The 25,403-nt window shown below is 65.0% G+C and carries 22 protein-coding genes; 10 read left to right on the top strand and 12 right to left on the bottom strand.

From position 1 onward, the window contains the following. Window positions 1–137: 137 nt before the first annotated feature. Complete coding sequence (locus ACIPZB_RS07865; RefSeq protein ID WP_400639680.1) at window positions 138–1,013, bottom strand: AEC family transporter; 876 nt, start codon at window positions 1,011–1,013, stop codon at window positions 138–140. Window positions 1,014–1,166: 153 nt separating this feature from the next. On the opposite strand from ACIPZB_RS07865, the gene ACIPZB_RS07870 reads away from it, so the two are divergent. The 3 genes from ACIPZB_RS07870 (at window position 1,167) to ACIPZB_RS07880 (ending at window position 3,560) form a co-directional block, all read left to right on the top strand. Continuing rightward, window positions 1,167–2,444, top strand: coding sequence for an MFS transporter (locus ACIPZB_RS07870; protein ID WP_400639681.1), 1,278 nt, complete (start codon window positions 1,167–1,169; stop codon window positions 2,442–2,444). 211 nt (window positions 2,445–2,655) lie between these two features. After that, window positions 2,656–2,967 (top strand): hypothetical protein, encoded by a 312-nt coding sequence (locus ACIPZB_RS07875; protein ID WP_400639682.1) that lies wholly within the window; start codon window positions 2,656–2,658, stop codon window positions 2,965–2,967. Window positions 2,968–3,008: 41 nt separating this feature from the next. Beyond that, a complete protein-coding gene (locus ACIPZB_RS07880; protein ID WP_400639684.1) occupies window positions 3,009–3,560 on the top strand; it encodes a YbhB/YbcL family Raf kinase inhibitor-like protein in 552 nt (183 codons plus the stop codon). A gap of 9 nt (window positions 3,561–3,569) precedes the next feature. Here the strand turns inward: ACIPZB_RS07880 and ACIPZB_RS07885 are convergent, their stop codons facing one another. Next, window positions 3,570–4,502, bottom strand: a complete 933-nt coding sequence (locus ACIPZB_RS07885) for a LysR family transcriptional regulator (protein WP_008091796.1) — start codon at window positions 4,500–4,502, stop codon at window positions 3,570–3,572. A gap of 124 nt (window positions 4,503–4,626) precedes the next feature. Between ACIPZB_RS07885 and ACIPZB_RS07890 the strand changes: the two genes are divergently transcribed. Beyond that, window positions 4,627–4,902, top strand: a complete 276-nt coding sequence (locus tag ACIPZB_RS07890; protein ID WP_400639686.1) for a DUF2790 domain-containing protein — start codon at window positions 4,627–4,629, stop codon at window positions 4,900–4,902. A gap of 1 nt (window position 4,903) precedes the next feature. Here ACIPZB_RS07890 and ACIPZB_RS07895 read toward each other — a convergent pair whose 3' ends face one another. Beyond that, the gene (locus ACIPZB_RS07895) at window positions 4,904–5,599 is read right to left on the bottom strand and encodes a tRNA (adenine(22)-N(1))-methyltransferase (protein WP_400639687.1); all 696 of its coding nucleotides are present in this window, start codon (window positions 5,597–5,599) and stop codon (window positions 4,904–4,906) included. Window positions 5,600–5,747: 148 nt separating this feature from the next. Between ACIPZB_RS07895 and ACIPZB_RS07900 the strand changes: the two genes are divergently transcribed. Beyond that, complete coding sequence (locus ACIPZB_RS07900; RefSeq protein WP_400639689.1) at window positions 5,748–6,107, top strand: RidA family protein; 360 nt, start codon at window positions 5,748–5,750, stop codon at window positions 6,105–6,107. A gap of 135 nt (window positions 6,108–6,242) precedes the next feature. On the opposite strand, the gene ACIPZB_RS07905 is transcribed toward ACIPZB_RS07900, so the two are convergent. The 3 genes from ACIPZB_RS07905 to ACIPZB_RS07915 all read right to left on the bottom strand — a co-directional run bounded on the left by ACIPZB_RS07905 (window position 6,243) and on the right by ACIPZB_RS07915 (window position 8,555). After that, on the bottom strand, window positions 6,243–6,902 hold the full coding sequence (locus ACIPZB_RS07905) for a TetR/AcrR family transcriptional regulator (RefSeq protein ID WP_400639690.1): 660 nt from the start codon (window positions 6,900–6,902) through the stop codon (window positions 6,243–6,245). A gap of 70 nt (window positions 6,903–6,972) precedes the next feature. Then, entirely contained in the window at window positions 6,973–7,407 is a 435-nt protein-coding gene (locus ACIPZB_RS07910; protein WP_400639692.1) for an acyl-CoA thioesterase, read from the bottom strand. Further along, on the bottom strand, window positions 7,404–8,555 hold the full coding sequence (locus ACIPZB_RS07915; RefSeq protein ID WP_400639693.1) for an iron-containing alcohol dehydrogenase: 1,152 nt from the start codon (window positions 8,553–8,555) through the stop codon (window positions 7,404–7,406). The genes ACIPZB_RS07910 and ACIPZB_RS07915 overlap by 4 nt, the downstream gene beginning before the upstream one ends. A 289-nt stretch (window positions 8,556–8,844) precedes the next feature. Between ACIPZB_RS07915 and ACIPZB_RS07920 the strand changes: the two genes are divergently transcribed. Genes ACIPZB_RS07920 through ACIPZB_RS07930 form a run of 3 tightly spaced genes read left to right on the top strand, consistent with a single transcriptional unit; the run spans window position 8,845 to window position 12,860 of the window. After that, a complete protein-coding gene (locus tag ACIPZB_RS07920; protein WP_400639695.1) occupies window positions 8,845–10,284 on the top strand; it encodes a hypothetical protein in 1,440 nt (479 codons plus the stop codon). A gap of 4 nt (window positions 10,285–10,288) precedes the next feature. Beyond that, window positions 10,289–11,746, top strand: coding sequence for an acyl-CoA reductase (locus tag ACIPZB_RS07925; protein ID WP_400639696.1), 1,458 nt, complete (start codon window positions 10,289–10,291; stop codon window positions 11,744–11,746). A 55-nt stretch (window positions 11,747–11,801) separates the two neighbouring features. Then, a complete protein-coding gene (locus ACIPZB_RS07930; protein WP_400639697.1) occupies window positions 11,802–12,860 on the top strand; it encodes an NAD(P)-dependent alcohol dehydrogenase in 1,059 nt (352 codons plus the stop codon). 45 nt (window positions 12,861–12,905) lie between these two features. Here the strand turns inward: ACIPZB_RS07930 and ACIPZB_RS07935 are convergent, their stop codons facing one another. Both ACIPZB_RS07935 and ACIPZB_RS07940 read right to left on the bottom strand, forming a co-directional pair. Next, window positions 12,906–14,261, bottom strand: a complete 1,356-nt coding sequence (locus ACIPZB_RS07935) for a DUF1329 domain-containing protein (RefSeq protein ID WP_400639698.1) — start codon at window positions 14,259–14,261, stop codon at window positions 12,906–12,908. Between the two features lie 40 nt (window positions 14,262–14,301). Then, entirely contained in the window at window positions 14,302–16,173 is a 1,872-nt protein-coding gene (locus tag ACIPZB_RS07940; RefSeq protein WP_400639699.1) for a DUF1302 domain-containing protein, read from the bottom strand. 291 nt (window positions 16,174–16,464) lie between these two features. On the opposite strand from ACIPZB_RS07940, the gene ACIPZB_RS07945 reads away from it, so the two are divergent. After that, on the top strand, window positions 16,465–17,484 hold the full coding sequence (locus ACIPZB_RS07945; protein WP_400639700.1) for an AraC family transcriptional regulator: 1,020 nt from the start codon (window positions 16,465–16,467) through the stop codon (window positions 17,482–17,484). Window positions 17,485–17,555: 71 nt separating this feature from the next. Here ACIPZB_RS07945 and ACIPZB_RS07950 read toward each other — a convergent pair whose 3' ends face one another. After that, on the bottom strand, window positions 17,556–18,890 hold the full coding sequence (locus ACIPZB_RS07950; protein WP_400639701.1) for an MFS transporter: 1,335 nt from the start codon (window positions 18,888–18,890) through the stop codon (window positions 17,556–17,558). A gap of 179 nt (window positions 18,891–19,069) precedes the next feature. After that, window positions 19,070–20,122 (bottom strand): 3-keto-5-aminohexanoate cleavage protein, encoded by a 1,053-nt coding sequence (locus ACIPZB_RS07955; protein WP_400639702.1) that lies wholly within the window; start codon window positions 20,120–20,122, stop codon window positions 19,070–19,072. A 205-nt stretch (window positions 20,123–20,327) separates the two neighbouring features. On the opposite strand from ACIPZB_RS07955, the gene ACIPZB_RS07960 reads away from it, so the two are divergent. Then, complete coding sequence (locus tag ACIPZB_RS07960; RefSeq protein WP_400639703.1) at window positions 20,328–22,328, top strand: U32 family peptidase; 2,001 nt, start codon at window positions 20,328–20,330, stop codon at window positions 22,326–22,328. A 160-nt stretch (window positions 22,329–22,488) separates the two neighbouring features. Here the strand turns inward: ACIPZB_RS07960 and ACIPZB_RS07965 are convergent, their stop codons facing one another. Further along, the gene (locus ACIPZB_RS07965; protein ID WP_400639704.1) at window positions 22,489–23,871 is read right to left on the bottom strand and encodes an aspartate aminotransferase family protein; all 1,383 of its coding nucleotides are present in this window, start codon (window positions 23,869–23,871) and stop codon (window positions 22,489–22,491) included. Window positions 23,872–23,892: 21 nt separating this feature from the next. Further along, a complete protein-coding gene (locus tag ACIPZB_RS07970) occupies window positions 23,893–25,383 on the bottom strand; it encodes an aldehyde dehydrogenase (protein ID WP_400639705.1) in 1,491 nt (496 codons plus the stop codon). Window positions 25,384–25,403 lie beyond the last annotated feature (20 nt).

Raw genomic sequence — 25,403 nt, forward strand, 5'->3', positions numbered from 1 at the left:
CTTTTTCCCCCCGCCCGGGCCCGGCCGTGGGGGCGCGCGCCCCCCCCCCCCCCCCCCCCCCCCGCCCCCCCCCCGGCCCCCCCCCCCCCCCCCCCCGGGGGGGCCCCGGCCCCCCCGGCGATAGGGCCCCTACAGGTTCACATCCACCAGGCCAGTACCACCGGCAGCCAAACGAACGACAGCACCGTCGAACACATCACCAGGTTCGCCACCTGCTCCGGCGAGCGATTGGCCCTGACCGCCATCAGGTAGTTGAACACCGCCACCGGCATCGCCGACTGCACCATCAGCACCGCCCGCTGCAAATGCTCCAGGTCCAGGGCGGCGCCCACTGCCCACCCCACCCCGGCCCCCAGCACGATCCGCACGCCGCCCAGCAGCAGGCCGCTGGCGATATGTTGTGGGCGAATACTGGCCAGCGACACGCCCAAGGTCAGCAGCATCAGGGGAATGCACATGCCGCCAAGCAGTTCTGCCGTGTTGGCGACCCAGCGCGGGAGGTGGATGTCGAAGAAGATCATCGGCAGGGCAAGCGCCAGGCTGATGACGATGGGGTTGCTCACCAGCGCCTTGAACGAAGCCGCCGTACCGGAGATGGCCATGCCAACGGTGAACTGCACGATCGACAGCCCCAGGAAGAATGCCATCGCCAACGCCAGGCCCTGTTCGCCAAAGGCGTACAAGCTGATCGGCAGGCCCATGTTGCCGGTATTGGGGAACATGAACGCCGGCAGCAGTACCCGCCAGTCCTGGCGGCTGACGCGACACACCAGCAGCCCCGCCAGGGCCATGGCCAGGGTACAGAGCAGGCAGGCCAGGGCCATGCTGATAAAGGCAGTGGGATCGAGTTGGGTGCGGTTCAGGGTCGCCAGCACCAGCGCGGGTGTGCCGACGCTCATGACCATCCGGGCAACGAACTGGGTGGGGTAGTCCAGGACCGTGCGGGCCCAGGCAAAGCCGATGCCGGCGACGATGAAAACCGGTGCCAGTACTGCGAACAGCGAAGCGAACATAGACCTTTCCTTCCCTGGATCAGCTGCGCAAAGGCGTCATTATGCCGCAGGGCCAAGCCCCTTGGGGAAATCTTTCCCACACCTTAGAATCGCGCGTCCTACTCCCCTGTGCCGCTACGGCTGGCAACTGCGCTACTCCCCCTTGAGGTTTTTATGTCTCCGCGTTTGCTGGCCATGGCGCTGGCACCCCTGCTCGGGCTGTTCATCATTGCCCTGGGCAATGGCTTCATGTCCTCCCTGACCACCTTGCGCCTCGGCGCTGCCGGCGAATCGGCCACCACCATCGGTATCGTCTCGTCGAGCTACTTCCTTGGCCTGACCCTGGGCGCTGTATTCAACGACCGGCTGATCCTGCGCATCGGCCATATCCGCGCCTACACCAGCTTCGCCTCGCTGATCGCCGCCACCATCCTGCTGCAGGGGATGTTCTACGACAGCACCTGGTGGTCGGTCTTGCGCCTGATCAACGGCTGGGCGGCGGTCGGCGTGTTCCTGGTGATCGAGAGCTGGCTGCTGCTGGCGGGCGATGCGAAGATCCGCGGGCGCTTGCTGGCGCTGTACATGATCGCCTTCTACGGTGCCGGCGTGATCGCCCAGGCGGGCCTGGGCGTCATCGCGCAGCTGAGCGACAGCGCACCGTTCATGCTGGCCGGCATGCTCGCCGCGCTGTCGGTACTGCCGATCGTGATCCTGCCGCGGGTGTCGCCGCTGCTGGACCAGGTCGAGCCGCTCAAGCCGCGCCAGCTGCTCGGGGTGGCGCCGTCGGGGTTGGTCGGCTGCTTCGGTTCGGGGGTGGCCATCGCCGGGATCTATGCCCTGCTGCCGCTGTACCTGCAGCGCATCGGCCTGGACGTGGGTGAAGTGGGCGGCATGATGGCCTGGGTGATCCTCGGCGCCATGCTGCTGCAGTACCCGGTGGGGCGCTGGTCCGACCGCAAGGACCGCCAGGATGTGCTGATCGCCCTGGCCGCACTGTGCGTGGTGCTGTCGCTGGTCACGGTGTTCCTGCCCTCGCACTCGGCGCTGTTGCCGGCGATGCTGTTCCTGCTCGGGGGCGGCGTGTTCGCGCTGTACCCGGTGGCGGTCAGCCATGCTGCCGACCGGGCGCCGTCCGATGCGCTGGTGCCGATGATCCAGGGCTTGCTGCTGATCAACTCGCTGGGCTCGGCCATGGCGCCGTTGGCGATTTCGCCGGTGATGACCGAGTTTGGCGAGCCGGGGCTGTTCTGGGCCTTTGCCGTGGTCAACCTGGGCATGGTGTGCTTCTTCCTGTGGCGCCGTGGCAAGCGGCCGGCGGCCGAGCATCCGGCACCGTTTACTGCCTCGACCACCTTCTCGCCGACCGGGGCTGAGTTGCGGGTGACTGAAGACTTGATGCATGCGGCGCAGGAGCATCCGCCGCTGGAGCCGGTGGAAACGCAAGCGCATTGAACCTGGGGCTGCTGCGCAGCCCTATCGCCGGCAAGCCGGCTCCCACAGATACCCCACTGCCCTCGAGAACAGTGGCGTACCTGTGGGAGCCGGCTTGCCGGCGATAGGGCCCGAACAGCCCCTACAAGGGCGACCGCCCGTCGCACGACGGGCACGATGCCATCTCCTGCCAGCCAAACGAATGACAGATCATCCGCACAGGAGCATCGCCATGATCCGCATTCGCCCCCTCGCCCTATTCCTCGCCCTGGCCCTGGGCAGCGCCGGCAGCTTTGCCGCCTCCTACCCCTCCAACACCAACACCGACGCCCACCCGAAAACCGACCAGCAAGGCGGCAAGACCGCCGGTGACGGCAGCAGCGTCAACAGCCCCGGCAGCGGCAAGGCCAACGACAGCAGCGACACCGGCAGCAATTCCGACGCAGCCGATGGCGCTTCTGGCGGCTCCAACAGCACCGGCGAGGCCACCGGCAGCGGCGCCGGGCACACCGGCGGCACAGCAGAAGACCAGGACAGCCGCTGACTGAACTACACTGCGGCCCATCGCCCTGCCGAGGAATCGTCATGCACCTCAAGCCCTGGCTGTTCGCCGCCTTGTTGCCTTGCACTGCCCTGGCGGCCGGCGGTAGCGCCGGCGCGCTGTCAATCAGCTCGTCGTCGTTCACCGATGGCGGTGTCATCGCCCTGCAGCAGGTCGGGCCCGACCCGGCCTGCGGTGCAGGCGAGGAACGTACCCCGCAACTGAGCTGGGACAACCTGCCCGCCGGCACGCGTTCACTGGCACTGGTGATGTTCGACCCGGACGGTGGCAAGGGCATCGGCGTGGTGCACTGGGTCGCCTACAACATCGACCCGGCGCTCGATGGCCTGAAAGAAGGCACGGCCGGGCTGACCGGCCCGACGATCATGGTGGGGCGCAATTCTCGCGGCACCCTCGTCTACCGTGGACCCTGCCCACCCGCCGGCGACAACCCGCACCACTATGCACTGACACTGATTGCCACCGACATTCCCCTCGGCACCTTGCCAGAGGGGCTGGACCGCAATGGCCTGCTGGAGCTGTTGCAGGGGCATGCGCTGGGTGCCCAGAGCCTGGTCGGGCGTTACGGGCACTGACCTGCGGGCCTATCTCCAGTACTGCGGATCGTCGACGATGCGTTCGTGCCCGGCGAACAGCCCAGGCAGCTGTTCCTTCATGTAGTCGATCCAGGTCCTGACTTTGGCATCCAGGTAATGCCGCGACGGATAGATCGCGTACAGCGCGCATTCCCTCAACCGATACGGCGCCAGCAGGCGCCGTAGCCTGCCTTGCACGATGGCCTGGCTGGCCGTGTAGAACGGCAGCAAGCCAATGCCCATGCCCAGCTCGCTGGCCCTGAGCATAGCGTCGGCGACATTGGTCAGGAAGCTGTCGCGCGGGGCGATCACGCACTGATCGAGCCCCTGCGGGAACACCCAGTCCCCCTCGTACATCGGGTACGCCATGCGCAGGCAGCTGTGCTCGTGCAGGTCTTCCGGGCGCTCGGGCACGCCATGGGCCTGCAGGTAGCTTGGGGCGGCGCAGGGGATGCTGAAGATGGTGCCCAGCGGCACGGCGATCAACTGCGAATCCGGCAGGGCCTCATCCACGGTGATCACCACGTCGTGGCCCTCGGCCAGGGGGTCGGGGTTGCGCTGCGACAGGGTCAGCTCGATCACCACTTCGGGGCACACCGCGTTGTAGCCGGCCACCAGCGGCATCAGCAGCATGCCCAGGCCGTGCGGGCAATGCAGGCGCAGCCGCCCGCGCGGGGTGAGGTGGGCGCCGCGGGCCTCGTCCATGGCTTCTTCGGTCAGCAGCATGATCTGCCGCGCGCGCTCGAGAAAGCGCTCCCCCGCCTCGCTCATGCGCAGGCGCCGGGTGGTGCGGTGCAGCAGCCGAGTCTGCAGCTGGTTCTCAAGTTCCGCGACTATCCGCGACACCTGCGCCGCAGAAATATCCAGGGCATTGGCGGCCGCGGCGAAACTGCCGCACTCCACTACCCGGGCGAAGGTTCGCATGGCGTGCAGCATGTCCATGGGTTTGGCTCCTTGTGTTTTTCTTATTCGTGCGTTCCAGGCAGGAATCTATCACGACTTAGCCCATTTATTGAGGATCACCAATGAATACATCATTGGTAAAACATTGAAAAAGGAGCCTGCCATGAACACTCAACGCCGAATTGCCGTGCTTGCCGTAAGCGCCCTGCTCGCCTCGTTCGGCGCCCTGGCCGACACCGCCGGCAACCCGCCGGTAGCCGCCAGCACTGACAATTACGAATACGGCATGCCGCTGGACGTGGCCAAGGTCCTTTCCATCACCCCGGCCAGCAACGTCGCCGATTGCCAGGTCGGCACCGCGCACATGGTCTATGTCGACCACCAGGGCCAGACCCGCGAAGTCAACTACCGGGAAATGGGCAACTGCTCGCAACTGTGACTCAGGCCAGTACCTGGGTGATCCAGCCGACCTGGCAGGCGAAGTCGCTGCGTTTTTCCTGAGGGATGGCGTCACGCGCGCGCTCGAAGTTGGCCAGGGTCTGTTGCTTCTGGCGCAGCATGCGCTGCCACTTGGTGATAAATGCCGGGCTCTTCTCGCGCATCAGCAGTGGGCCGAAGTACAGCTCTTCGGCGCTGTAGGCTGACGCATCACCCTTTTCTGCGACGATGATCTCGTAATCGAAGCGGTTCTCGCGCAGCAGTTCTTCGCATACGATCCGATAACCGTTGGCCATCAGCCAGCCGCGCAGTTCGCGCTCGCCGCCATTGGGCTGCAGGATCAGGCGCTCGCTGCCGCTCAGGCGCTGCTTGCCGCGGTCGAGGATCTCGCACATGGTGTCGCCGCCCATGCCGCACAGGCTGACCGCCGTGATGCGGTCCAGCGCCTCGATCGCTTCCAGGCCATCGGCCAGGCGCACGGTGATGCGTTGCTCCAGGCCATTCCTGCGCACATTGCGCTGGGCCGAGGCATACGGCGTCTGCGCCACTTCGCCGGCAACGCCGGCTTCGATCACACCACGCAGCGCCAGGGCCACCGGCAGGTAGCCGTGGTCCGAGCCGATATCGGCCAGGCGCGCGCCCTGCGGCACATGCGCCGCCACGCGCTCCAGGCGCATCGACAATGTCTGTTCGTTCAACTCAAGCCCCTTCTTTACAATCGGCGCGATTCTGACGGCCGGGGCGCGGTATTACAACGTGCGCAGGCCAAACGGTGGCCCTGGCTCGACCGCCGCGGCGGGGTCGCGTAGGCTTGCGGCTTTCCTTCCGTTGCAAGGCAAACCAACAATGACAGATCTCATCTACACCCCCGATTCCGACGCCGACTCCATTTCCTCCGACGTCGCCGAGTTCAACGGCATTCTCGTCACGACTCAAATTCCAGCCGATCTTGATGGCGACATCATTCAGCAGAGCGAAAGCACCCTGCAGGCGCTCAAAGACGCCCTGGAAAAGGCCGGCAGCGGCATGGACCGGGTCATGCACCTGACCATCTACCTCACCGACATGGCCGACCGCGCCGCCTTCAACGAGGTGTACCAGCGCTTCTTCAGCAAGCCGTGGCCGGTACGTGCCGCCGTGGGCGTGGCGGCATTGGCCTACCCGCAAATGCGCGTGGAAGTGACCGCGATGGCTGCCAAGGGCTGATTCCAGCTCAAGGGCCGGGGTCGGCCCTATCGCTGGCAAGCCAGCTCCCACAGGTACCTCACCGCTCTGAAGGCCTGTGGGGTACCTGTGGGAGCCGGCTTGCCGGCGATGAGGCCTGACGAGTCGCTGCCAATTTCACTCGGTGAGCATGGCGTGCAGCATCCGCGCCAGCATCTGTGGGGTGTCCGGATCGGTCAGGTAGCCCGGACGCTCCAGCAGCATGGCCCGCGGCAGCGCCGACCAAGTCTGGTACACCAGAAACTCCGCCTTGTCCCGATCCTTGACGCTTATTTCATCGGCGAAGCGTTGCATCAGCGCCGAGCTGGCCGTGGCGCTCCACAGCTGCTTGGCCTTGACCACATCCAGCCGCACCAGCTCGTCATAGTGGGTCGAGCGCACGCTGAATGCAGGGTCGTAGAGGGTTTTCTTGTGGTGCGAGGCCAGCACAGCCCGCAATGCCAGCAAGATGCCGTCGAGCAGCGTGGTGCCTTCGGGTAGCGCCATGATGTCGGCGTACAGCCCACGGCGCGCTTCGGTGCGGTAATCGTCGAACACGGCGGCGATCAACGACTCCATGGTCGGGAAATACTCGTAGATCGAACTGATCGCCACCCCTGAATCTTCGGCCAGGCGCAGCGCGCTCAGGGCTTCCCTCCCCTCGCTTTCGAGAATCTGCCTGCCGGCCTGCTTGACCGCCGTCACCAGCGCAACCGACCGTGCCTGGCGCGGTTCCTTGCGCGGTTGCGCCGGTATCGCCACTTGCACACCCGGCTTGTCCGGACTTGCCTTGATCATCTGTCATCTCTCCAGAATGCTGCCCCCTGCCACCTTGGCCAACGGATGGGCAGCACCCGGGAGTATGCGATCAGTCGACCAGCAGGGCCAGCTTGTCACGCACGCTGGCGGGGATCGGCACCGACGTGTTGCTGGAGCGGTCCACATACACGTAGACCACATGGGCTGCTGCCGCCGCGAGCGGTTCATCGTTGCGGAACAGCGCCAGCTCGTAGCGCGCGCTGCTGTTGCCCAGGTGAGCGATCTTCATGCCGACCTCGACCCGATCGGGGAACCCCAGGGGCGAAAAGTAGCTGCACCCGGAATTGACGATCAGCCCGATCACCGGGCTGCTGGCGATGTCGAGGGTGCCCTGTTCGACCAGGAAGGTGGTGATCGCCGTTTCACAGTAGCCGTAGTACGCCACGTTGTTCACATGCCCATAGGCATCGTTGTCGCCAAAACGCGTGGGCACCTGGGTGAAGTGGCGAAAGGCCTGGCGGCTCGGCCGCTCGGGCTTGCTCACAGGATTTCCTTATAGATCGCGTGCACATCCGCCAGCGTCAGTTCGCGTGGGTTGTTGCCGAGCAGGCGTTGCTGCTTGATGGCATCGTTGGCCAGCGCTTCGAGGTCGGCCTCGACGATGCCCAGTTCGCTCAGGCGCGTGGCCAGGCCCAACTCGCCGGCCAGACCGCCCAGGTAGTCGGCCAGCGCCGTGGCCTTTTCGCTGTCACTGCCGCGCAAGCCGGGCATGACGATATCGGCCAGTTGCGCATACAGCGGCGCCACCACCGGCAGGTTGAAACGCATCACAGGGCCTAGCACCAGCGCATTGGACAGGCCGTGGGGGATGTGGAAGCGGGCACCGAGCGGATAAGCCAGTGCATGCACCGCTGCCACTGGGGCGTTGGCGAAGGCCATGCCCGCCACGCAGGCGCCAAGCAGCATCTGCTCGCGGGCCTCGACATCGTCACCCTGCCGGCAGGCTCTGAACAGGCTGCCAGACAACAGCCGCAGCGCCTCACGGGCCAGGCAATCGGACATCGGGTTCTTCAGGTGGCGGGTGGTGTAGGCCTCGATGGCATGGACCATGGCATCGATACCGGTCGCGGCGGTGACGTGGGCCGGCAGGCCGAGGGTCAGTTCGGCGTCGAGCACCGCAAGGTCGGGGAACAGCAAGGGCGAGTAGACCACGTTCTTTTCGCCGGCAGCGGTGGTCACCACCGATACCGAGGTCACTTCCGAGCCCGTGCCGGCGGTGGTCGGCAGCAGGATCAGCGGCAGGCGGGGGCCCTTGGCCTGGTTGATGCCATACACCTTGCTCAACGACTCGCCGCTGCAGGCCAACAGTGCGGCCAGCTTGGCAGCATCCAGCGAACTGCCGCCACCCACCCCGACCACGCAGTCGGCGCTACAGGCCTTGGCAGCCTCCACCGCCGCGAGGATCACCGACTCAGGCGGGTCGGCCTGCACCTCGGCAAACACGCTCACGGCAATCCCCTCGCTCTGCATGCCGGCGAGCAGCGCATCCAGCAGCCGCGCCGCGACAACCCCTGCATCGGTGACCAGCAATACCGACTTGCAACCCTTGTCACGCACATGCTCGGCAAGCCGGGCCGAAGCACCACGCTCGATGATCAATGAAGGCGTGGTCTGAAATACCATTTTCAACATGAAAGCCTCTCGAATACCGGTCCGAATTGACTGCTCCGCACTCATTTAAATGAGTGGGCGAGGCCCAGTGTATGCCGCCTTTCGCGTCGATCCGGCATGCTAAAACCGAATCCGGAATATCCCTCGAAAGCGCTTCGGCATCATCCATTTATTCCTTTATTTTCAATGTGTTATCTCGAACTACTAATACCTGGAATCCGGAACAAATCGGCACTCGCCGTCGACATACTTGGGCCGCACCCTCCCCCCGGCCTGGCCGGATTCAACACGTCGAGTAGCGAGCCCGAATATGCCCACTGCCCCCCTGTCGATAGAACAAAAAACCCAGCTGCTGCTGAACGATCCGGCAGCATTGGTCAACTATTCCCAGCACGCCTGGAACCACCTGCCCCGCGCCGAGATCGACGCGCTGCAGCTCAATGGCCTCAAGCAGCGCTTCGACGCCCTGCGCCAACGCATACCGGTGTTGAAGAAACTCGCCGATGCCCAGGGCGTGGACCAGATCGAACAGCTTGATGACGTGGTGCCGCTGCTGTTCGAACACACCGTGTACAAGTCCTACCCGCCGTCCTTGCTGGAAAAGCGCAGCTATGCGCAGATCAACAAGTGGCTGGGCAAACTGGTGACGCCTGAGGTCGCCGAGGCCATCGCCGCCGTCAATGTCAGCGACTGCCAGGGCCTGGACGACTGGTTCGAGACCATGGACGAAGGCGTGCCGCAGCTGCGCATCAGCCACACCTCGGGCACCTCCGGCACCCTGTCGTTCCTGCCCCAGGGCGTGCACGAATGGGAGAAGTTCGCGCAGCTGCGCAAGATGGTGGTGTGGAACATGGACAACCCGGACACCCCGCAGCCCAACCTGCACACTATCTACCCCTACTACCGCAAGGGCTACCTGAGCCATGTGCGGGTGCATGCGGCGATGATTCCGGCGCTGCTGCCGAGCGAATCGCACTTCCATGCCGCCTACCCGACCACCCTCAGCACCGACGTGCTGCACCTGGGCGCCAAGCTGCGCGCGGCGCAATCCAAAGGCACCCTCGACCGCCTGGTGATCAGCCCGGAACTGCTGGAAAAGAAGAAAGCCTTCGACCAGCTGCAGACCGAGATGCCGCAACACCTGGCGGCGTTCTTCGACCACATGTCCACCCAGCTCAAGGGCCAGCGCGTGTACATCGGCGCCACCTGGAACCTGCTGCACAGCATGGCCAAGGCCGGCCTTGAGCGTGGCCTGGAAGGCGTCTTCCACCCTGACTCCTTTGTGCACACCGCCGGTGGCGGCAAGGGCGTGGTCCAGCCGGAAGGCTGGCGCGAGGATGTGCTGCGCTTCACCGGAGCGCGCACCTTGAACGAGTCCTACGCCATGTCCGAAGTCGTCGGCGGCGCCCATGCGCGCTGCGAAGCCGGTCACTTCCACTTCGCCCCCACGGTCATCCCCTTCCAGCTCGACCCTGAAACCAGCAAGCCGCTGCCGCGCAAGGGCCGCGTCACCGGGCGCGCGGCGTTCTTCGACCTGGGGGCCGAGATCCGCTGGGGCGGCTTCATCACCGGCGATGAAATCACCGTCGAGTGGGACCAGCCGTGCAGCTGCGGCCGGCCGAGCCGCTACGTGGTCGGGCCGATCCAGCGCTACAGCGACCTCAACGGCGGCGACGACAAGATCACCTGTGCGGCAACCGAAGACTCCCATCGCCAGGCGATGGACTTCCTCAACACACTAGAGGGCTAACCCCATGAGCAAACCGATTGCACCGATGATCATCCGTGGCAAGGTCATCACCGACAACCTGATCGACGTGGGTGGCCGCGGCGGCGACTTGATTTTCCAGACCCCGGATGCGCACAAGTACATCGACCAGCTGCCGCTGGGCAACCCGGCCAAGCTGGCCGACCTGTACACCCTGACGTTCAACGACATCCTCGACTACGCCGAAGCGCTCGGTGAGCGTCTGGAGTTCGACAACAACCCGTTCCTGCAGGAAGCCTGCGAGCTGTCGTACCTGACCGCGCCGGTGACCCCGAGCATGGTCAAGGGCAGCTACATGGGGCTGCGCCAGATGCTCACCCGCGCCTCGGTCACCGAGCAGGTGGAGAACTCGGTGGGCATCAAGTACCTGGAGGGCTGGGTCAAGCAGCGCCTGCTCGACGGCACCGAACTGGACGTGCGCTGCTTCGGCGCGCGCACCCTGCATATCGTCGCCGGCAACGCCACGGGCCTGTCGCTGCTGACCATCCTGCGCAACATGGTGCTGCGCAGCGACGCGATCATCAAGGCGCCGTCCAACGACCCGTTCACCGCCCTGGCCATCGCCCGCACCATGGTCGACATGGCGCCGGACCACCCGTTGACCAAGCACCTCAGCGTCGCCTACTGGAAAGGTGGCGACCAGGCCTTCGAAGAGCGCCTGTACCAGCCGCAGAACCTGGAAAAGATCGTTGCCTGGGGCGGCTACAACGCCATGAAGCACGTCACCCGCTACGTGCAGCCGGGCCTGGAGCTGATTTCCCTGGACCCCAAGCGCAGCGCCAGCATCATCGGCAAGGCCGCCTTCGACAGCGAAGCGAGCATGCGCGAAGCCGCCGTGCGCCTGGCCAGCGACATCGGTGCGCTGAACCAGAAGGCCTGTGTCTGCGCGCGGGTGATCTACGTGCAGAGCGGCACCGACGACGCAGGCCTGGCCAAGCTCAACACCTTCGGCCGCTACGTCTACGACGCTATGCAGACCCTGCCCAACACCCTGAGCACCGTGCCCAAGCGCTACGACCCGGAACTCAAGGCCGAAGTCGATGCCCTGCGCCTGGATGACGAGTGGTACCAGGTAATCGGTGGCCAGGACGGCGAAGGCGCGGTGATCTGCTCGCAAACCGCCGACGCCGTGTCGTTCGCGCCACGCCTGGACGACCGCACCGCCAACCTGGTGCCGGTCGACACGCTGACCGAGATGATGGATGCAGTCGACGCCTACACCCAGACCGTCGGCGTGTACCCGGAAAGCATCAAGGACGAGCTCAAGGACATCCTGCCGCTCTATGGCGCCCAGCGCATCGTGTCGCTGGGCTACGCGGCCGGCTTGAAGTGGGCAGGTCCCCAGGACTCCATCGAGCCACTGCGACGCATGGGCAAGTGGATCGTCAACCAGATCGCCTCGCCTGAAACCTCCCCGGCGCCCTGGCTGCGCCCGTCGATCTAAACCTCTCCCCCGGCCCTTGCCGGGGGTTCTTCTTTCCATGCACAAGGATTCGACCATGACCACTTGCCTCGGTTTTGCCGCCCACGACGCCCACTCGCCCCTGACGCCGTATCGATTCGAGCGGCGCGCGCTGCGTGCCGATGACGTGGCGATCGCCATTGCCTTCTGCGGCGTCTGCCACTCCGATGCACATCAGGTGCACAACGACTGGAACAACACGGTCTACCCCATCGTCCCCGGCCACGAGATCGTCGGCCACGTCACCGCCGTGGGCAGTGGCGTCAGCCGCTTCAAGGTCGGCGACCGGGTGGCAGTCGGCTGCCAGGTGGACAGCTGCCTGGACTGCGCGCCGTGCCATGAGCATCAAGAGCAACTCTGCACCCAGGGGCCGACGCCGACCTACAACGGCAAGGATCGCCACACCGGCGAGATCACCTACGGCGGCTACGCCGAGCATATCGTCGTGCGCGAGCAGTTCGTGCTGCGCATGCCGCTGAACCTCGACCCCCGCTACGCCGCACCGCTGCTGTGTGCCGGCATCACCGTGTGGAACCCGATGCGCCGCTATAACGTCGGCAAGGGTACGAAGATGGCGGTGGTGGGCCTGGGCGGACTTGGCCACATGGCGGTGAAACTGGCCGTGGCGCTGGGTGCCGAGGTGACGGTGATCACCAGTTCACCGGGCAAGGCCGAGGATGCCCGCGCCCTGGGCGCCAACCATGTGCTGCTGTCCAGCGACGCGGCGGCCATGGCGGCCGCGGCCAATGCCTTCGCGTTCATCATCGACACCATCCCCAGCCGGCACAACGTCAACCCCTACCTGATGCTGTTGGGGCGCGAGGGCGTGATGGTGCTGGTAGGGGCGATCGAGCCGCTGGAGCCGATCCATGGTGGCTTGCTGATCCGCAACAATCGCACCCTGGCCGGTTCGCTGATCGGGGGTATTCAGGGGATCCAGGAGTTGCTGGACTTCTGCGCCGAGCATCAGGTGTTGCCCAGCTGCGAAATGATCGCCATCCAGGACATCAACGGCGCCTTCGAGCGCCTGCAGAACAATGATGTGAAGTACCGCTTCGTGATCGACATGAACAGCTTGCGTGACGTGACTCTCTAACCGCTGCCGATGCTGCGGTGTCGACCACCGCAGCATCGATGTCACTCAGCGAATGCCCGCCCCCGCCAACGCATCCGGCGCCCACTGCGCCTTGGACAGCGTGTCGGTGTAATGGATGCCGCCATAGGCACCCGTGACACCGTTGATGTTGTAGGAACCCCCTATCAGGTCATAGATCATGAACGGCGTGACATCCGGGATGTTCTTGTCGTAACTCTGGCTGAGGAAGGCGAACGAGCCGCGGTAGAGCTTGCCACGGGCGTCATACTGGTCGGACGCCAGGGCGATCCAGCTGTCCTCGTCGAGGTACATGCGGCGCTTGTGGTAGATGTGCCGCGCCGACGATTTCAACGTGCCCTCCACGACCCACACACGGTGTTTCTCCCAGCGCACGAAGTCCGGGGCGAGGTGGTTGGCGGTGGTCAACTGCTTCGGGTCCAGGGCGTAGGTCAGCTTGTAGGTGTTGTAGGGCACGAACATTTCCTGCTTGCCCACCAGCTTCCACTCAAAGCGGTCCAGCGCGCCGTTGAAGACGAACACGTCATCGTAGGTGCCGGCGCCGCCGGTGCCTGGGTTGGGCGTGTCGTAGGACAGGTCCGGGGCCAGTTTCACCCGGCGCTGGCCTGGCAGGTACTGCCAGCTGCGACGTGGCTGGGCCAACGGGTTGGCGGTGTCCTTGAGCATGATCGCCTCGCCCGCGCGGCGCGCGGGGCCGGTGTAGTACAGCTTCATCTGGAAGAACACGTCGGTGCTGTTGAACGGCTTGTTCATGTCTTCGTAGATCGGGTAGCTGGAGAACGACATGGCCGTGGTCGACAAGCTGGCCCCACCGCCAGAGTCGACGATCCACGAGTCGTACTTGACGTTGCGGTTGCCGCCGACGCGCAGCAGGTGGTTCCACATGGCCTCGCTGCCGGTGGTGGGGATCGGGAACGGCACGCCAGGCAGCAGGTTCTCGATGGCCACGCCGCCGTCGATGGAGCGGGTGCCGGTGGCATTCTTCACGCTGTTTTCCAGCACGGCGGCGGGCAAGGCCACTGTGCGGTGGGTCGGGTACACGTTGACGTGGAAGCTGGGGTAACGCTTGGCCAGCTCCACCGTGGTGGCGGTCAACTGGCCCTGGTACTGCTCGACGTTCTTGCCGTCGATGACCAGCAGCGGCTTCTCGTCGGCGAACGGGTCCGGGCGCATGCCGTCGCCGGCCTTGAAGCCGGCTGGGGCTGAAGTCAGGCCGCCTTCGTAGGCGGGGATCGAGCCATCGGCGTTGGCTGCCCGCTCGGCGCCGACGCGGGTCAGGCTGGTGCCAAGCTTGGCGGCTTCCTGGGCTGACACGGCCGCCTGTGCCTGGCCTGCAATGATCGTCGTCAGGGCCGATGCCAATAGGCTGTAGCGCAGTTTCATCTGAGTACTCTCCACGTTGTTGTTGTCATTCGGGGGTCAATCAGAAAGTGGTCTTGAACGAGGCGGTGAGCATCCCGCGGTCCTTGAGCAGGGGCGCCAGGCCCGCCTGCGAGGTGATCTGCCCGGGGATGCAGCGGTACTGCCCGCCGCTGCCGGGGGTGTTGTTGTCGAAGCCGCTTTCACAGGTGTTGAACGGGCCGAAGGAGTCGACGTACTTGAGGTCGAAGCGGTACTTCTGCTTCACGTCCGCGGCGATGCCGACCGAGTAGCTGCCGGCGTTCTCGCTGCCGCCCAGCTGCACCGCCGAGTTGCCCTTGAGGCCCACGTTGTAGGAAAGCGGCATGGACAGGTCGACGCCGGGGAATACCTGGAACCAGGTCGCGGTGAAGTTGGTGGCCAGGCTGTAGGCATTGGTGTCGACCTTGTCGACGCCCTGGTAGCTGGAATTGCCCTTGAACGACTGCTTGCCCTTGTCGACGCTGACCAGGTGGGTCATGGCCGCTTCCATCGCCAGTGACGAGGCGTCCCAAAGCGGTGTGCTGCCAAAGCTCACCAGGCCATTGAGCACGACGTGAAAGGTCTTGCCGCGCGCCGTGCCGGTATTCCCTCTGCCCGGCATGCTGGCAATCAGGTTGTCGCCGTTGACCTGGCCTTGCCCGGCCCGCTCGCTCAAGGTCGCGTTGATGGTGGTGAAGTTGCTCAGCAGCGGCATGTTCTCGCGGTAGTTCAGGTCGAGCCCGACACTGACCGGGCCCACGCCCTTGGACAGGCTGATGCCGTAGATGTCGATGTCGTCGGCGTAGGCCGCCAGGTACTCGGTGCCGGGAAGGCCGGCCACGCCGGGTTGGTGCAGGTTAGGGGCGTTGATCAACACCACCGGCATCGGGTCGGAGGTCTTGCGGTAGTAGAAGCCGAGGTTGCCGTCGAGCCAGGCAGGGCTCCAGCGTGCCATCAGGCCGAAATCGCCCGTGCTGTGGGGTTTGAGGTCATGCCCACGGGAGGTGGCGTAGAACGCACCGGCGCCGTCCAGCGCGGTGGGCACCGGCAGCCAGAACACGTCGCCGCCTTCGCCGAACATGTCGTAGCCGCCCATGTAGGTGCCCCCTTCCGGCAGGCGGGTATTGCGAAACTCCAGGAAGTACTGGGCGCCCAGGGTCAGTTCGGGGTTGACGGTGTAGGACATCGAGAGCTGGCTGCGCGGCAGGAACAGCTCCTTGGTCTCGGTGCCGGGCACGTTGTACAGCTTGGCCAGGTCCAGCCCCGACTGACCATAGTTGATACCGTTGGCGGCGTTGAACACCGTCTCGCCCCAGAACAGGTTGTGCCGGCCCAGCTTGGCGCTGAACATCGACTCCTCGCCCACTTCGGTGCTGTAGAACACGAAGGCATCGAGGATTTCGCCGGAGGGGCCGTTGTAGTAGCGGTCGGTGTAGCGGCTCAGGCCATGGCGTTGAGGCGTGCGGCCGTTGAGCGAGTCGCCGGGGGCAATGGCGCCCGCCTGGCGCGCCGCCACCAGATTGCCGGCGTTGCCTTCCTGGCCGGGGAACGGGTTGCTGTTGGAGCCGACGTTGTCATAGGCGTGGTCGTACCAGCTTGCGGCGCTGACGCGAAACCCCATTTTCCGCTGGTAGAGCACATCCAGCTCGGTCAGCAGGTCGACCCGTTGGGTCACGGCGCTGCCGACACCGAAGTTGTGGTCACCGTCGTTGTAGTTGGCGGCGTTGGCGATCTTTGCGTTCTGACCTTCCACCCGTTGCCCGTAGCTGAACTTGAGGGTGTTGTCGAAACGCACCGTCCAGTCTTCACGGCCGTCGCTCAGTTCGAAGGCCTGGGCAGCTGGCATCGAGGCCAGCAGCGTGGCGGTGGCCAGCAGGCCGCGACGTGTAGGGCGCAGCCCTGTGGTGCTGTGCATGACGTTGTCTCCGTTTCTTGTTGTTTTTGTCTCAGGCGCCATGGGCCCGCGAGCACGCAGGTTTGGGCGCCTGCCGACGTTTCGGACCCTGCCAGCAGCACAGTAGGATTGCCCTGATCGGAGCGGGTTACATTTAGCGTCAGCCACTTCCCTATCGATGACAGGCGCGTGACCTCGACCCGGCAGATTTCCCCGCCAAGCCACTTTTCATTTGACAATCAAGGCTCTATAACTGGCGGCTGACTGCGCCACCGAGATGTCTTTCGTCACCACAGGAAAAGTAGCCACGCCATGCCCGTACAAGCACGCACTGCGGTTCTGACCAACTACCTGGATGTCGCTCGCCACCTGAAGCTGAACACGATCTCGCTGCTGGGCGAGGTGGGCTTGAGCCCTGCCCTGCTCAGCGACCCGAGCCAACGCATACCGGCCACCGCCAGCATCATCCTTTTGGAGAAGTCGGCGCGCCTGAGCGGTTGCGACACCATCGGCCTGCGCATGGCCGAGCTGCGTGAACTGGCGGATTTCGGTGAAGTGAGCCTGCTGCTCAGCCACCAGAACAACCTGCGCGATGCGCTGCAGGTGATCGTGCATTACGGGCAGCAGATCAATGAATCGCTGGCGATCTACATCGAGGAAGTCGGCAACACGGTGATCATCCGCGAAGAGCTGGTGACCGACAGGGGCACCGACAACCGCCAATCCATCGAGCTGGCGATCGCCGTGATGCACCGCTTCTGCGCTGCCCTGCTGGGCAGCCACTGGCAACCGATCAAGGTGTGCTTCACCCATGACGCGCCCGCGGACCTGAGCGTGCATCGGCGCATCTTCGCTTCCAAGGTGGAGTTCGGCTGCGAGTTCAACGGCATCGTCTGCCCTGCCGCCCACCTTGACACGGCCATCCCCCTGGCCAATGCGGCCATGGCCCGGCATGCGCAGCGCTACATGGATTCGCTGCTCGGCAAGCGCGACCATTCGGTGGCGGGCGAAGTGCGCAAGGCCATCTACCTGTTGCTGCCCATGGGCCGCGCCACCCTGGCGCAGATCGCCCAGAGCCAGGGCATGAACGTGCGCACGCTGCAGCGTCGCCTGGATGAGGAAGGGGTCAGTTTCAGCGAACTGATCAGCAGCGTGCGCCGTGACCTGGTAGTGCGCTACCTGGAAAACCCGAGTTATTCCCTGGGGCGGATCGCCGACATGCTCGGCTATTCCATGCCCAACTCGTTCACCCGCTGGTTCATCTCCCAGTTCGACATGCCGCCTGCGGCCTGGCGCAGCGAGCGCAAGATCGTGGCGCGCAAGGACAGCTGAACCGGGCGAGCAAAAAAATCGGTCATCCGCGTGGACGGATGACCGCAAGGGAGCATGACGTGCCAGCTACGTCATGACGATGCTTCCATCAGGTTTTGTGCAGGCGCCGTCTCGTCCTGTGCACGCTGCACGCGGGCAATGTCTTCCAGGTAATGGCAGCGGATGTAGAAGAACACCCCCGCCGCCGCGATGCTCATCATCGGCACCAGCTGGAACGCCCCGTGCAGGCCGATCAGGTCGGACACCCGGCCGGTGACGAAAGGCCCCGGCGCCAGGCCGACCATGTTGTTGACCAACGTCAGCGCCGCGAAGGCGGTGCCGTGCACCTTGTAGTGGGTCAGGTTGGCGATGGTGGCGATGGTCGGGCCATTGATCCCGGTGACCATCAGCATGGCCAGGCCGATCAGCGTCAGTTGCAAAGGCCCTGTGGACTGGATCAACGCCAGCGACATCAGCAGGCAACTGCCCAGGCAGAACACCATGGAGATCTCGATCTTGCGCAGCGCCGACTGGCGGCACAGGCGGTCACTGAGCATGCCACAGAGAATCGCCCCGCCGCCGCAACACAGCACCATGACGCCGGCCAGCGCACCGGCCTTGCCCTCGCCCATGCCGTAGTAGCGGTTGAAGTAGCTGGGCATCCACACGATCATGCTGCCGGCGACGAAGGTCTGCAGGCCGCTGGCCAGGTACGCCGCGAGCACCGAGCGGGTACTGTACAGCGTGCGCAGCGGATGCCTGGCCGCCACCTGGGCCTTGTTCGCCGCCGTGGCCATGCGCTGCGGGGCGATTTTCGCTTCCTTGACGATCAGCGGGAACAGCACCGCCAGCAACAGGCCGAACAGCGCCATGCTGGCGAACGACCAGCGCCACCCCAGCTTGACCGCAATCGCCCCGCCAATCGAGATGCCCAGCACCGAGCCGAACATGGCACCGGCCATGAACGCGCTGGCCAGGGTGGCGCGCATGCTGCGGGGAAACACCGACACCACCACCGCGATGCCGACACTGCCGTAGGCCGCTTCGCCGACACCGACCATGAAGCGGGCGATGAGCATTTCCTGGTAGTTGTCGGCCAGGGCGCAGCCCAGGGTGGCGAGGCTCCACAGCAGCGCCATCAGGGTCAGGCTTTTGACCCGGCCGAAGCGGTCGGCCAGCATCGACAGGGGGATCGTCAGCAGGCCCACCATCAGCGCGACGATGCCGCTGAGCAAGCCGAGCTGGCCATCGCTCAGGGCCCATTCGCCCTTGAGGATGGGGAACACGGCATTGAGCACCTGCCGTGACATGTAGTCGGAAATCAGCAAGCCGAAGGTCAGGGCGAACACGACCCAGGCGTAGCGCCGGGGAATGCCGATTGAAGTATCGATTTCTGCTTCTGCCGCACCGGCGTAAGGGGTGGCCATGCTGCCTCCTCGAGTCTCTGGCTTAGTTGCTTTTTGTTGTTATGAACACTTGCCAAAATCTGTACTGCCTTTACTGGCCTCATCGCCGGCAAGCCGGCTCCCACAAGGTTGATCACTGCCCTTGAGCACTGTGAAGTACCTGTGGGAGCCGGCTTGCCGGCGATGAGGCCAGTGGAGCCTCAGCCGCGCTGTGGCACGCCCTTCTGCCCCTGCTTGCGGTTCGGCGCCATGCCGTTGGCCTGCAGGGTTTGCTCGACAGTCGCGTACTGCTCACCAATGCGGTAGATCGCCCGCGCTTCCTTGCCACTGGCAACTTCGCGGCCCAGCTCGTGGGCGATACGCACCGTCTGCTTGACCTGCTCGACCGACGAGAAGCGCTTGCCGTGCTGGTCGATGATGGTGTCTTCGTTACCCAGACGTGGGTGCAGGCCCATGGCCAGAGCGATGGTGTTGAGCGGCAGCACGTTCTTGAGCAGCGATTCGGCGGTGAGGGTACACCGATCCGGCACGCGGTTGACGAAGTTCATGAAGTTCATCGGGTTGGGGCCGTCGAAGCCGCCGCCGATGCCGATCCAGGTGAGGTTCAGCGGGCCCTTGTAAATGCCCTTGCGCACCAGGCGTTCGAGGGTTTCATAGGCATGGATGCCGGTCAGCTGGAAGTGCGGCTGGATACCGCTTGCCTGCAGGCGCTTGAGGTGCTCGGCGACCCAGGCCGGGCCGGCCGGCACGGTCATTTCGCTGTAGGCGGCGTGGATCGCCGGGTCGAGCAAGGAAGTGCCTTCGATGCCATCGGCGAACAGCAGCTCGGTGATGTTCATCTGGATGGTGTTGATGGCCACGGTGACCTGGTCCGGCTTGGGCGAAAGCTCCGCGAGCATGTGCCGGGTATCGTCGGACAGCCACAGGGCTTCGGCGCCCTCGCCTTCAGGGGCAAAGGAGATCGAACCGCCGACCTGGATGATCATGTCCGGCACGGCTTCGCGCACACCGGCGATCAACTCGTTGAACTTGGAGAGACGCTTGGAGCCCTTGCCATCCAGTTCGCGCACATGCAGGTGGAGCACCGTGGCGCCGGCTTCATAGCAGTCCACTGCGGCCTGCACGTGCTGGTCCATGGTCAGCGGAACGTCCTCGGGGAAGTCGTCGGGCATCCACTGCGGCGCGTAAGGGGCGACGGTGATCACCACCTTGTCCATGTTGTCCGGGTGCAGGGAATCGTCGAAAAACTGCATGATCATCTCCTTTATTGTTCTGACCTGCCGACAGGCGGCAATGGCGTTGAAGGAAATGTATGCGCGGGGCTTGCCGGGTGCGTCTCATCCCGCGACAGCGCCGTCACATTTGATGACAAGCGCCCTCCGGGCAGCCAAAGGTGCCAGCAAGGCATTTCACCGTTACAATGCCGCCCTAACCGTGACAGCCCGAACCTATAACGACATGTCCCTTCCAAAGAATCACCTGGAACTGCTCAGCCCTGCCCGTGACGTGGCCATCGCTCGCGAAGCGATCCTGCACGGCGCCGACGCCATCTACATCGGTGGCCCGAGCTTCGGCGCGCGCCACAACGCCTGCAACGAGGTCGGCGAAATCGCCGAGCTGGTCGAGTTCGCCCGCCGCTACCATGCACGCGTGTTCACCACCATCAACACCATCCTCCACGACAACGAGCTGGAGCCGGCGCGCAAGCTGATCCACCAGCTCTACGATGCCGGCGTCGATGCGCTGATCGTGCAGGACCTGGGGGTGATGGAACTGGATATCCCGCCGATCGAGCTGCACGCCAGCACTCAGACCGACATCCGCACCCTGGAGCGGGCCAAGTTCCTCGACCAGGCCGGCTTCTCCCAGCTGGTGCTGGCCCGCGAGCTGAACCTGCAGCAGATTCGCGCCATTGCCGCCGAAACCGATGCCGCCATCGAGTTCTTCATCCATGGCGCGCTGTGCGTGGCCTTCTCCGGCCAGTGCAACATCTCCCACGCCCAGACCGGCCGCAGCGCCAACCGCGGTGACTGCTCCCAGGCCTGCCGCCTGCCGTACACCCTGAAAGACGACCAGGGCCGTGTGGTGGCGTTCGAGAAGCACCTGCTGTCGATGAAGGACAACAACCAGACCGCCAACCTGCGCGACCTGGTCGACGCTGGCGTGCGCTCGTTCAAGATCGAGGGCCGCTACAAGGACATGGGCTATGTGAAGAACATCACCGCCCACTACCGCAAAGAGCTCGACGCCATTCTCGAAGACCGCCCGGACCTGGCCCGCGCCTCCAGCGGCCGTACCGAGCACTTCTTCCTGCCCGACCCGGACAAGACCTTCCACCGCGGCAGCACCGACTACTTCGTCACCGACCGCAAGGTCGACATTGGCGCCTTCGACTCGCCGACCTTCACCGGCCTGCCGGTGGGCGTGGTGGAGAAAGTCGGCAAGCGCGACATGCAGGTGGTCACCGAAGTGCCGCTGACCAACGGCGATGGCCTGAACGTGCTGGTCAAGCGTGAGGTGGTGGGCTTCCGTGCCAACATCGCCGAGCCCCGTGGCGAGTTCGAAGAAGACGGCCAGAAGCGCTACCGCTACCGGGTCGAGCCCAACGAGATGCCCGAAGGCCTGCACAAGCTGCGCCCGAACCATCCGCTATCGCGCAACCTCGACCATAACTGGCAACAGGCTTTGCAGCGCACCTCGGCCGAGCGCCGGGTGGGCGTCGAGTGGCACGCCGTGCTGACCGAGCAGCGCCTGATGCTCAGCGTCAGCAGCGAGGAAGGCGTCAGCGTGCAGGTCGCCCTGGACGGTCCGTTCGGTGCGGCCAACAAACCGCAGCAGGCGCTGGACCAGTTGCATGACCTGCTCGGCCAGCTGGGTACCACGATGTACCACGCCAATGCCATCGAGCTGGACGCGCCGCAGGCGTACTTCATCCCCAACTCGCAGCTCAAGGCCCTGCGCCGCGAAGCCATCGAGGCGCTGACCGAAGCCCGCATCAAGGCCCACCCGCGCGGTGCACGCAAGGACGAGACCACGCCACCGCCGGTGTACCCCGAGTCGCACCTGTCGTTCCTGGCCAACGTCTACAACCAGAAGGCCCGCGACTTCTACCACCGCCATGGTGTGCAGCTGATCGATGCGGCGTATGAAGCCCACGAGGAACACGGCGAAGTGCCGGTGATGATCACCAAGCATTGCCTGCGGTTCTCGTTCAACTTGTGCCCGAAACAGGCCAAGGGCGTGACCGGCGTGCGGACCAAGGTGGCGCCGATGCAGCTGATTCAGGGCGATGAAGTGCTGACCTTGAAGTTCGACTGCAAGCCGTGCGAGATGCATGTGATCGGCAAGATGAAAGGCCACATCATCGACCTGCCGACACCGGGCAGCGCGGTGGCTCAGGTGGTGGGGCACATCAGCCCGGAAGACCTGCTCAAGACCATCCCGCGCGCGCCGCATTGATCGCCGACATGTAGGAGCGGCCTTGTGTCGCGAAAGGGCCGCAAAGCAGCCCCTGGCGATATCAGCAGCGCTGCAGAAATCCGGGGGCCGCTTTGCGGCCCTTTCGCGACACAAGGCCGCTCCTACAGCGATGGGCCGCAAAGCGGCCCCTTTTACAGCCTCAGAGAATCCCCAAGCCCCGCGCTGTGCGGTCCACGGCGATGCGGGTCTTCTCCACCAGCTCATCCAGCTCGCTACGCTTGGCCACCAGCGCCGGCGCCATGATCATCCGCCCCAGGGTGGAACGAATGATCACCCCCTCCTCAAAGCCATACGTCCGGCACTGCCAAGCCAGATCGTTCTCGTTGGCATAACGCTTGCGACTGCCCTTGTCCTCGGCGAACTGCAACGCCGCCACCAACCCAGCCCCCTGCACCTGGCCAATCAATGGATGGTTGGCGAACACCTCGCGCAGAATGCGCTGCAGATACGGCCCGGTATCGTCCTTCACCTGGCGCACGATGCCTTCGTCACGCAGCGCCTTGAGGTTGGCAATCGCCACCGCCGCCGCCACCGGGTGCCCGGAGTAGGTCAGCCCGTGGGCGAACACCCCGCCGCGCTCCACCAGTGCCTCGGCGATGCGCTTGCTCAACACCAGGCCACCCATGGGCACATAGCCCGAGGTCAGGCCCTTGGCGATGGACAGGGTGTCAGGCTCGAAGCCGAAGTACTCATGGGCGAACCATTCGCCGGTGCGGCCAAAGCCACCGATCACTTCGTCGGCGCACAGCAGCACGTCGTACTGGCGGCAGATGCGCTGGATTTCCGGCCAGTAGCTTTCCGGCGGGAAGATCATGCCGCCAGCGCCCTGGAACGGCTCGGCGACGAAGCCTGCGACATTCTCGGCACCCAGTTCGAGGATCTTCTCTTCCAGCTGCAGCGCGCAGCGGCGGCCGAACTCGGCCGGGGTCAGCTCGCCGCCCTCGGCGTACCAGTACGGCTCGTCGATGTGCGCAACATCGGGGATCATCCCGCCCATCTCGTGCATGAACTTCATGCCGCCCAGTGCGGTGGCGGCCAGGGTCGAGCCGTGGTAGCCGTTCCAGCGACCGATCATGATCTTCTTGCTCGGCTGCCCGACGACCTGCCAGTAGCGGCGCACGGTGCGGATCAGCACCTCGTTGGCTTCAGAGCCAGAGTTGGTGTAGATCGCGTGGCTGTAGTGGCCCGGCAGCAGGCTGAACAGCAGTTCGGACAGTTCGATCACCGCCGGGTGGGTGGTGTGGAAGAACATATTGTAGTAGGCCAACTGGTCCATCTGCGTGGCAGCGGCGGCGGTCAGGTCCTTGCGGCCGTAACCGAGCTGGGTGCACCACAGGCCGGACATGCCGTCCAGGTAGCGGCGGCCGTCGTTGTCCCACAGGTACAGGCCTTCACCCCGGGTGATGACGCGCGGGCCTTCGACGTTCAGCGCTTTCTGGTCGAGGAAGGCGTGGATGTGGTGGGCCGCGTCGCTGGCCTGGTAATCGCGGGTTTCGCGTTGCGGCTGGAAAGGTGCATTCATTGTTGTTCTCCGTGATGTAGGTCAGCGCAGCTGGAACCAGGTGGTCTTGAGCTGGGTGTATTTGTCGAAAGCGTGCAGCGACAGGTCGCGGCCAAAGCCCGACTGGCGACCGCCGCCAAACGGCACCGCCACATCCAGGGCATCGACCGTGTTCACCGACACGGTGCCGGCCTTGAGCTGGCGAGCCACGCGGTGAGCGCGGTTGAGGTCGTCGCTCCAGACCGAGGCGGCCAGGCCGTAGACGCTGTCGTTGGCCAGGCGCAGGGCCTGGGCTTCGTCGTCGAAGGCGGTGATCGCCAGCACCGGGCCGAAGATTTCCTCGCGGGCCAGGGCCGAGTCCGGGCGCACGTCGCTGAACACGGTCGGTGCGATGTAGTTGTCCGAGCCGTTGAAGCTCAGGCGCTGGCCGCCGCACAGCAGGCGTGCACCGTCGCCCTGGCCCTGCTCGATGGCGGCCATGATGCGTGCGCTCTGGGCGCTGTCGACGATGGCGCCGGCGCGGCTGGCCGGGTCCAGCGGGTCGCCGGGCAGCCAGTCACGGGCCTTGCCCAGCAGGCGCTCGACGAATTCGTCGTGGATCGAGCGCTGCACGTACAACCGCGAGTTGGCCGAGCACACTTCGCCCTGGTTGAAGAAGATGCCGAACGCGGCCTTCTCGGCGGCCAGGTCCAGGTCCTGGCAGTCGTCGAACACCAGGTTCGGGCTCTTGCCGCCGCACTCCAGCCACACCTGCTTGAGGTTGGACTGCGCCGAGTACTGCATGAAGTACTTGCCGACCTGGGTGGAGCCAGTGAACACCAGGCAGTCCACGTCCGGGTGCAGGCCCAGGGCGCGGCCAGCGCTTTCGCCCAGGCCAGGCACCACGTTGAGCACACCTTCCGGCACGCCCGCCTCCAGGGCCAGTTCGGCCAGGCGCAAGGCCGAGAACGGCGACTGCTCGGCGGGCTTGAGCACCACGCTGTTGCCGGCAGCCAAGGCCGGGGCGACTTTCCAGGCGGCCATGTCCAGCGGGAAGTTCCACGGCACCACGGCGCCGATCACGCCCAGTGCCTCACGGGTGATGGTGGCCAGGGCATTGGCGGCTGTCGGTGCGACCTGGTCGTAGACCTTGTCCAGCGCCTCGCCGTACCAGGCGAACACGTTGGCGGCGCCGGGCACGTCGATGGTGTAGGCGTCCATCACCGGCTTGCCCATGTTCAGCGAGTCGAGCAAGGCCAGTTCTTCGCGGTGGGCCATCATCAGCTCGGCCAGGCGCAGCAGCACTTGCTTGCGCGCCGAGGGTGCCATGCGCGCCCAGGGGCCTTGTTCGAAGGCGCGGCGCGCCGAACGCACCGCCTGGTCGATTTCGGCCTCGCCGCAGGCAGCCACCTGGGCCAGCAACTGCTGGGTGGCTGGGTTGATGGCGGCAAAGGTTTCCCCGGAGCGGGCCGACAGCGGGCGGCCGTCGATCAGCGCCGAGGTGATGAAGCTTTGCCGAGCAGCGCGCTGCTGCCAATCGCTTTTCGTATGCACGCAGGTCTCCCTTGCGGCCG

Origin of the sequence: Pseudomonas sp. NPDC089396, from assembly GCF_044749545.1 — a bacterium.
GTDB lineage: Bacteria > Pseudomonadota > Gammaproteobacteria > Pseudomonadales > Pseudomonadaceae > Aquipseudomonas.

What these genes read in the sequence shown, in the direction of transcription:
- ACIPZB_RS07905 (WP_400639690.1), bottom strand. Translation starts at nt 6,902, where the DNA reads ATGATCAAGGCAAGTCCGGACAAGCCGGGTGTGCAAGTGGCGATACCG.
- ACIPZB_RS07930 (WP_400639697.1), top strand. Translation starts at nt 11,802, where the DNA reads ATGACCACTTGCCTCGGTTTTGCCGCCCACGACGCCCACTCGCCCCTG.
- ACIPZB_RS07865 (WP_400639680.1), bottom strand. Translation starts at nt 1,013, where the DNA reads ATGTTCGCTTCGCTGTTCGCAGTACTGGCACCGGTTTTCATCGTCGCC.
- ACIPZB_RS07920 (WP_400639695.1), top strand. Translation starts at nt 8,845, where the DNA reads ATGCCCACTGCCCCCCTGTCGATAGAACAAAAAACCCAGCTGCTGCTG.
- ACIPZB_RS07950 (WP_400639701.1), bottom strand. Translation starts at nt 18,890, where the DNA reads ATGGCCACCCCTTACGCCGGTGCGGCAGAAGCAGAAATCGATACTTCA.
- ACIPZB_RS07925 (WP_400639696.1), top strand. Translation starts at nt 10,289, where the DNA reads ATGAGCAAACCGATTGCACCGATGATCATCCGTGGCAAGGTCATCACC.
- ACIPZB_RS07915 (WP_400639693.1), bottom strand. Translation starts at nt 8,555, where the DNA reads ATGTTGAAAATGGTATTTCAGACCACGCCTTCATTGATCATCGAGCGT.
- ACIPZB_RS07935 (WP_400639698.1), bottom strand. Translation starts at nt 14,261, where the DNA reads ATGAAACTGCGCTACAGCCTATTGGCATCGGCCCTGACGACGATCATT.
- ACIPZB_RS07880 (WP_400639684.1), top strand. Translation starts at nt 3,009, where the DNA reads ATGCACCTCAAGCCCTGGCTGTTCGCCGCCTTGTTGCCTTGCACTGCC.
- ACIPZB_RS07960 (WP_400639703.1), top strand. Translation starts at nt 20,328, where the DNA reads ATGTCCCTTCCAAAGAATCACCTGGAACTGCTCAGCCCTGCCCGTGAC.
- ACIPZB_RS07875 (WP_400639682.1), top strand. Translation starts at nt 2,656, where the DNA reads ATGATCCGCATTCGCCCCCTCGCCCTATTCCTCGCCCTGGCCCTGGGC.
- ACIPZB_RS07940 (WP_400639699.1), bottom strand. Translation starts at nt 16,173, where the DNA reads ATGCACAGCACCACAGGGCTGCGCCCTACACGTCGCGGCCTGCTGGCC.
- ACIPZB_RS07955 (WP_400639702.1), bottom strand. Translation starts at nt 20,122, where the DNA reads ATGCAGTTTTTCGACGATTCCCTGCACCCGGACAACATGGACAAGGTG.
- ACIPZB_RS07885 (WP_008091796.1), bottom strand. Translation starts at nt 4,502, where the DNA reads ATGGACATGCTGCACGCCATGCGAACCTTCGCCCGGGTAGTGGAGTGC.
- ACIPZB_RS07945 (WP_400639700.1), top strand. Translation starts at nt 16,465, where the DNA reads ATGCCCGTACAAGCACGCACTGCGGTTCTGACCAACTACCTGGATGTC.
- ACIPZB_RS07890 (WP_400639686.1), top strand. Translation starts at nt 4,627, where the DNA reads ATGAACACTCAACGCCGAATTGCCGTGCTTGCCGTAAGCGCCCTGCTC.
- ACIPZB_RS07900 (WP_400639689.1), top strand. Translation starts at nt 5,748, where the DNA reads ATGACAGATCTCATCTACACCCCCGATTCCGACGCCGACTCCATTTCC.
- ACIPZB_RS07870 (WP_400639681.1), top strand. Translation starts at nt 1,167, where the DNA reads ATGTCTCCGCGTTTGCTGGCCATGGCGCTGGCACCCCTGCTCGGGCTG.
- ACIPZB_RS07965 (WP_400639704.1), bottom strand. Translation starts at nt 23,871, where the DNA reads ATGAATGCACCTTTCCAGCCGCAACGCGAAACCCGCGATTACCAGGCC.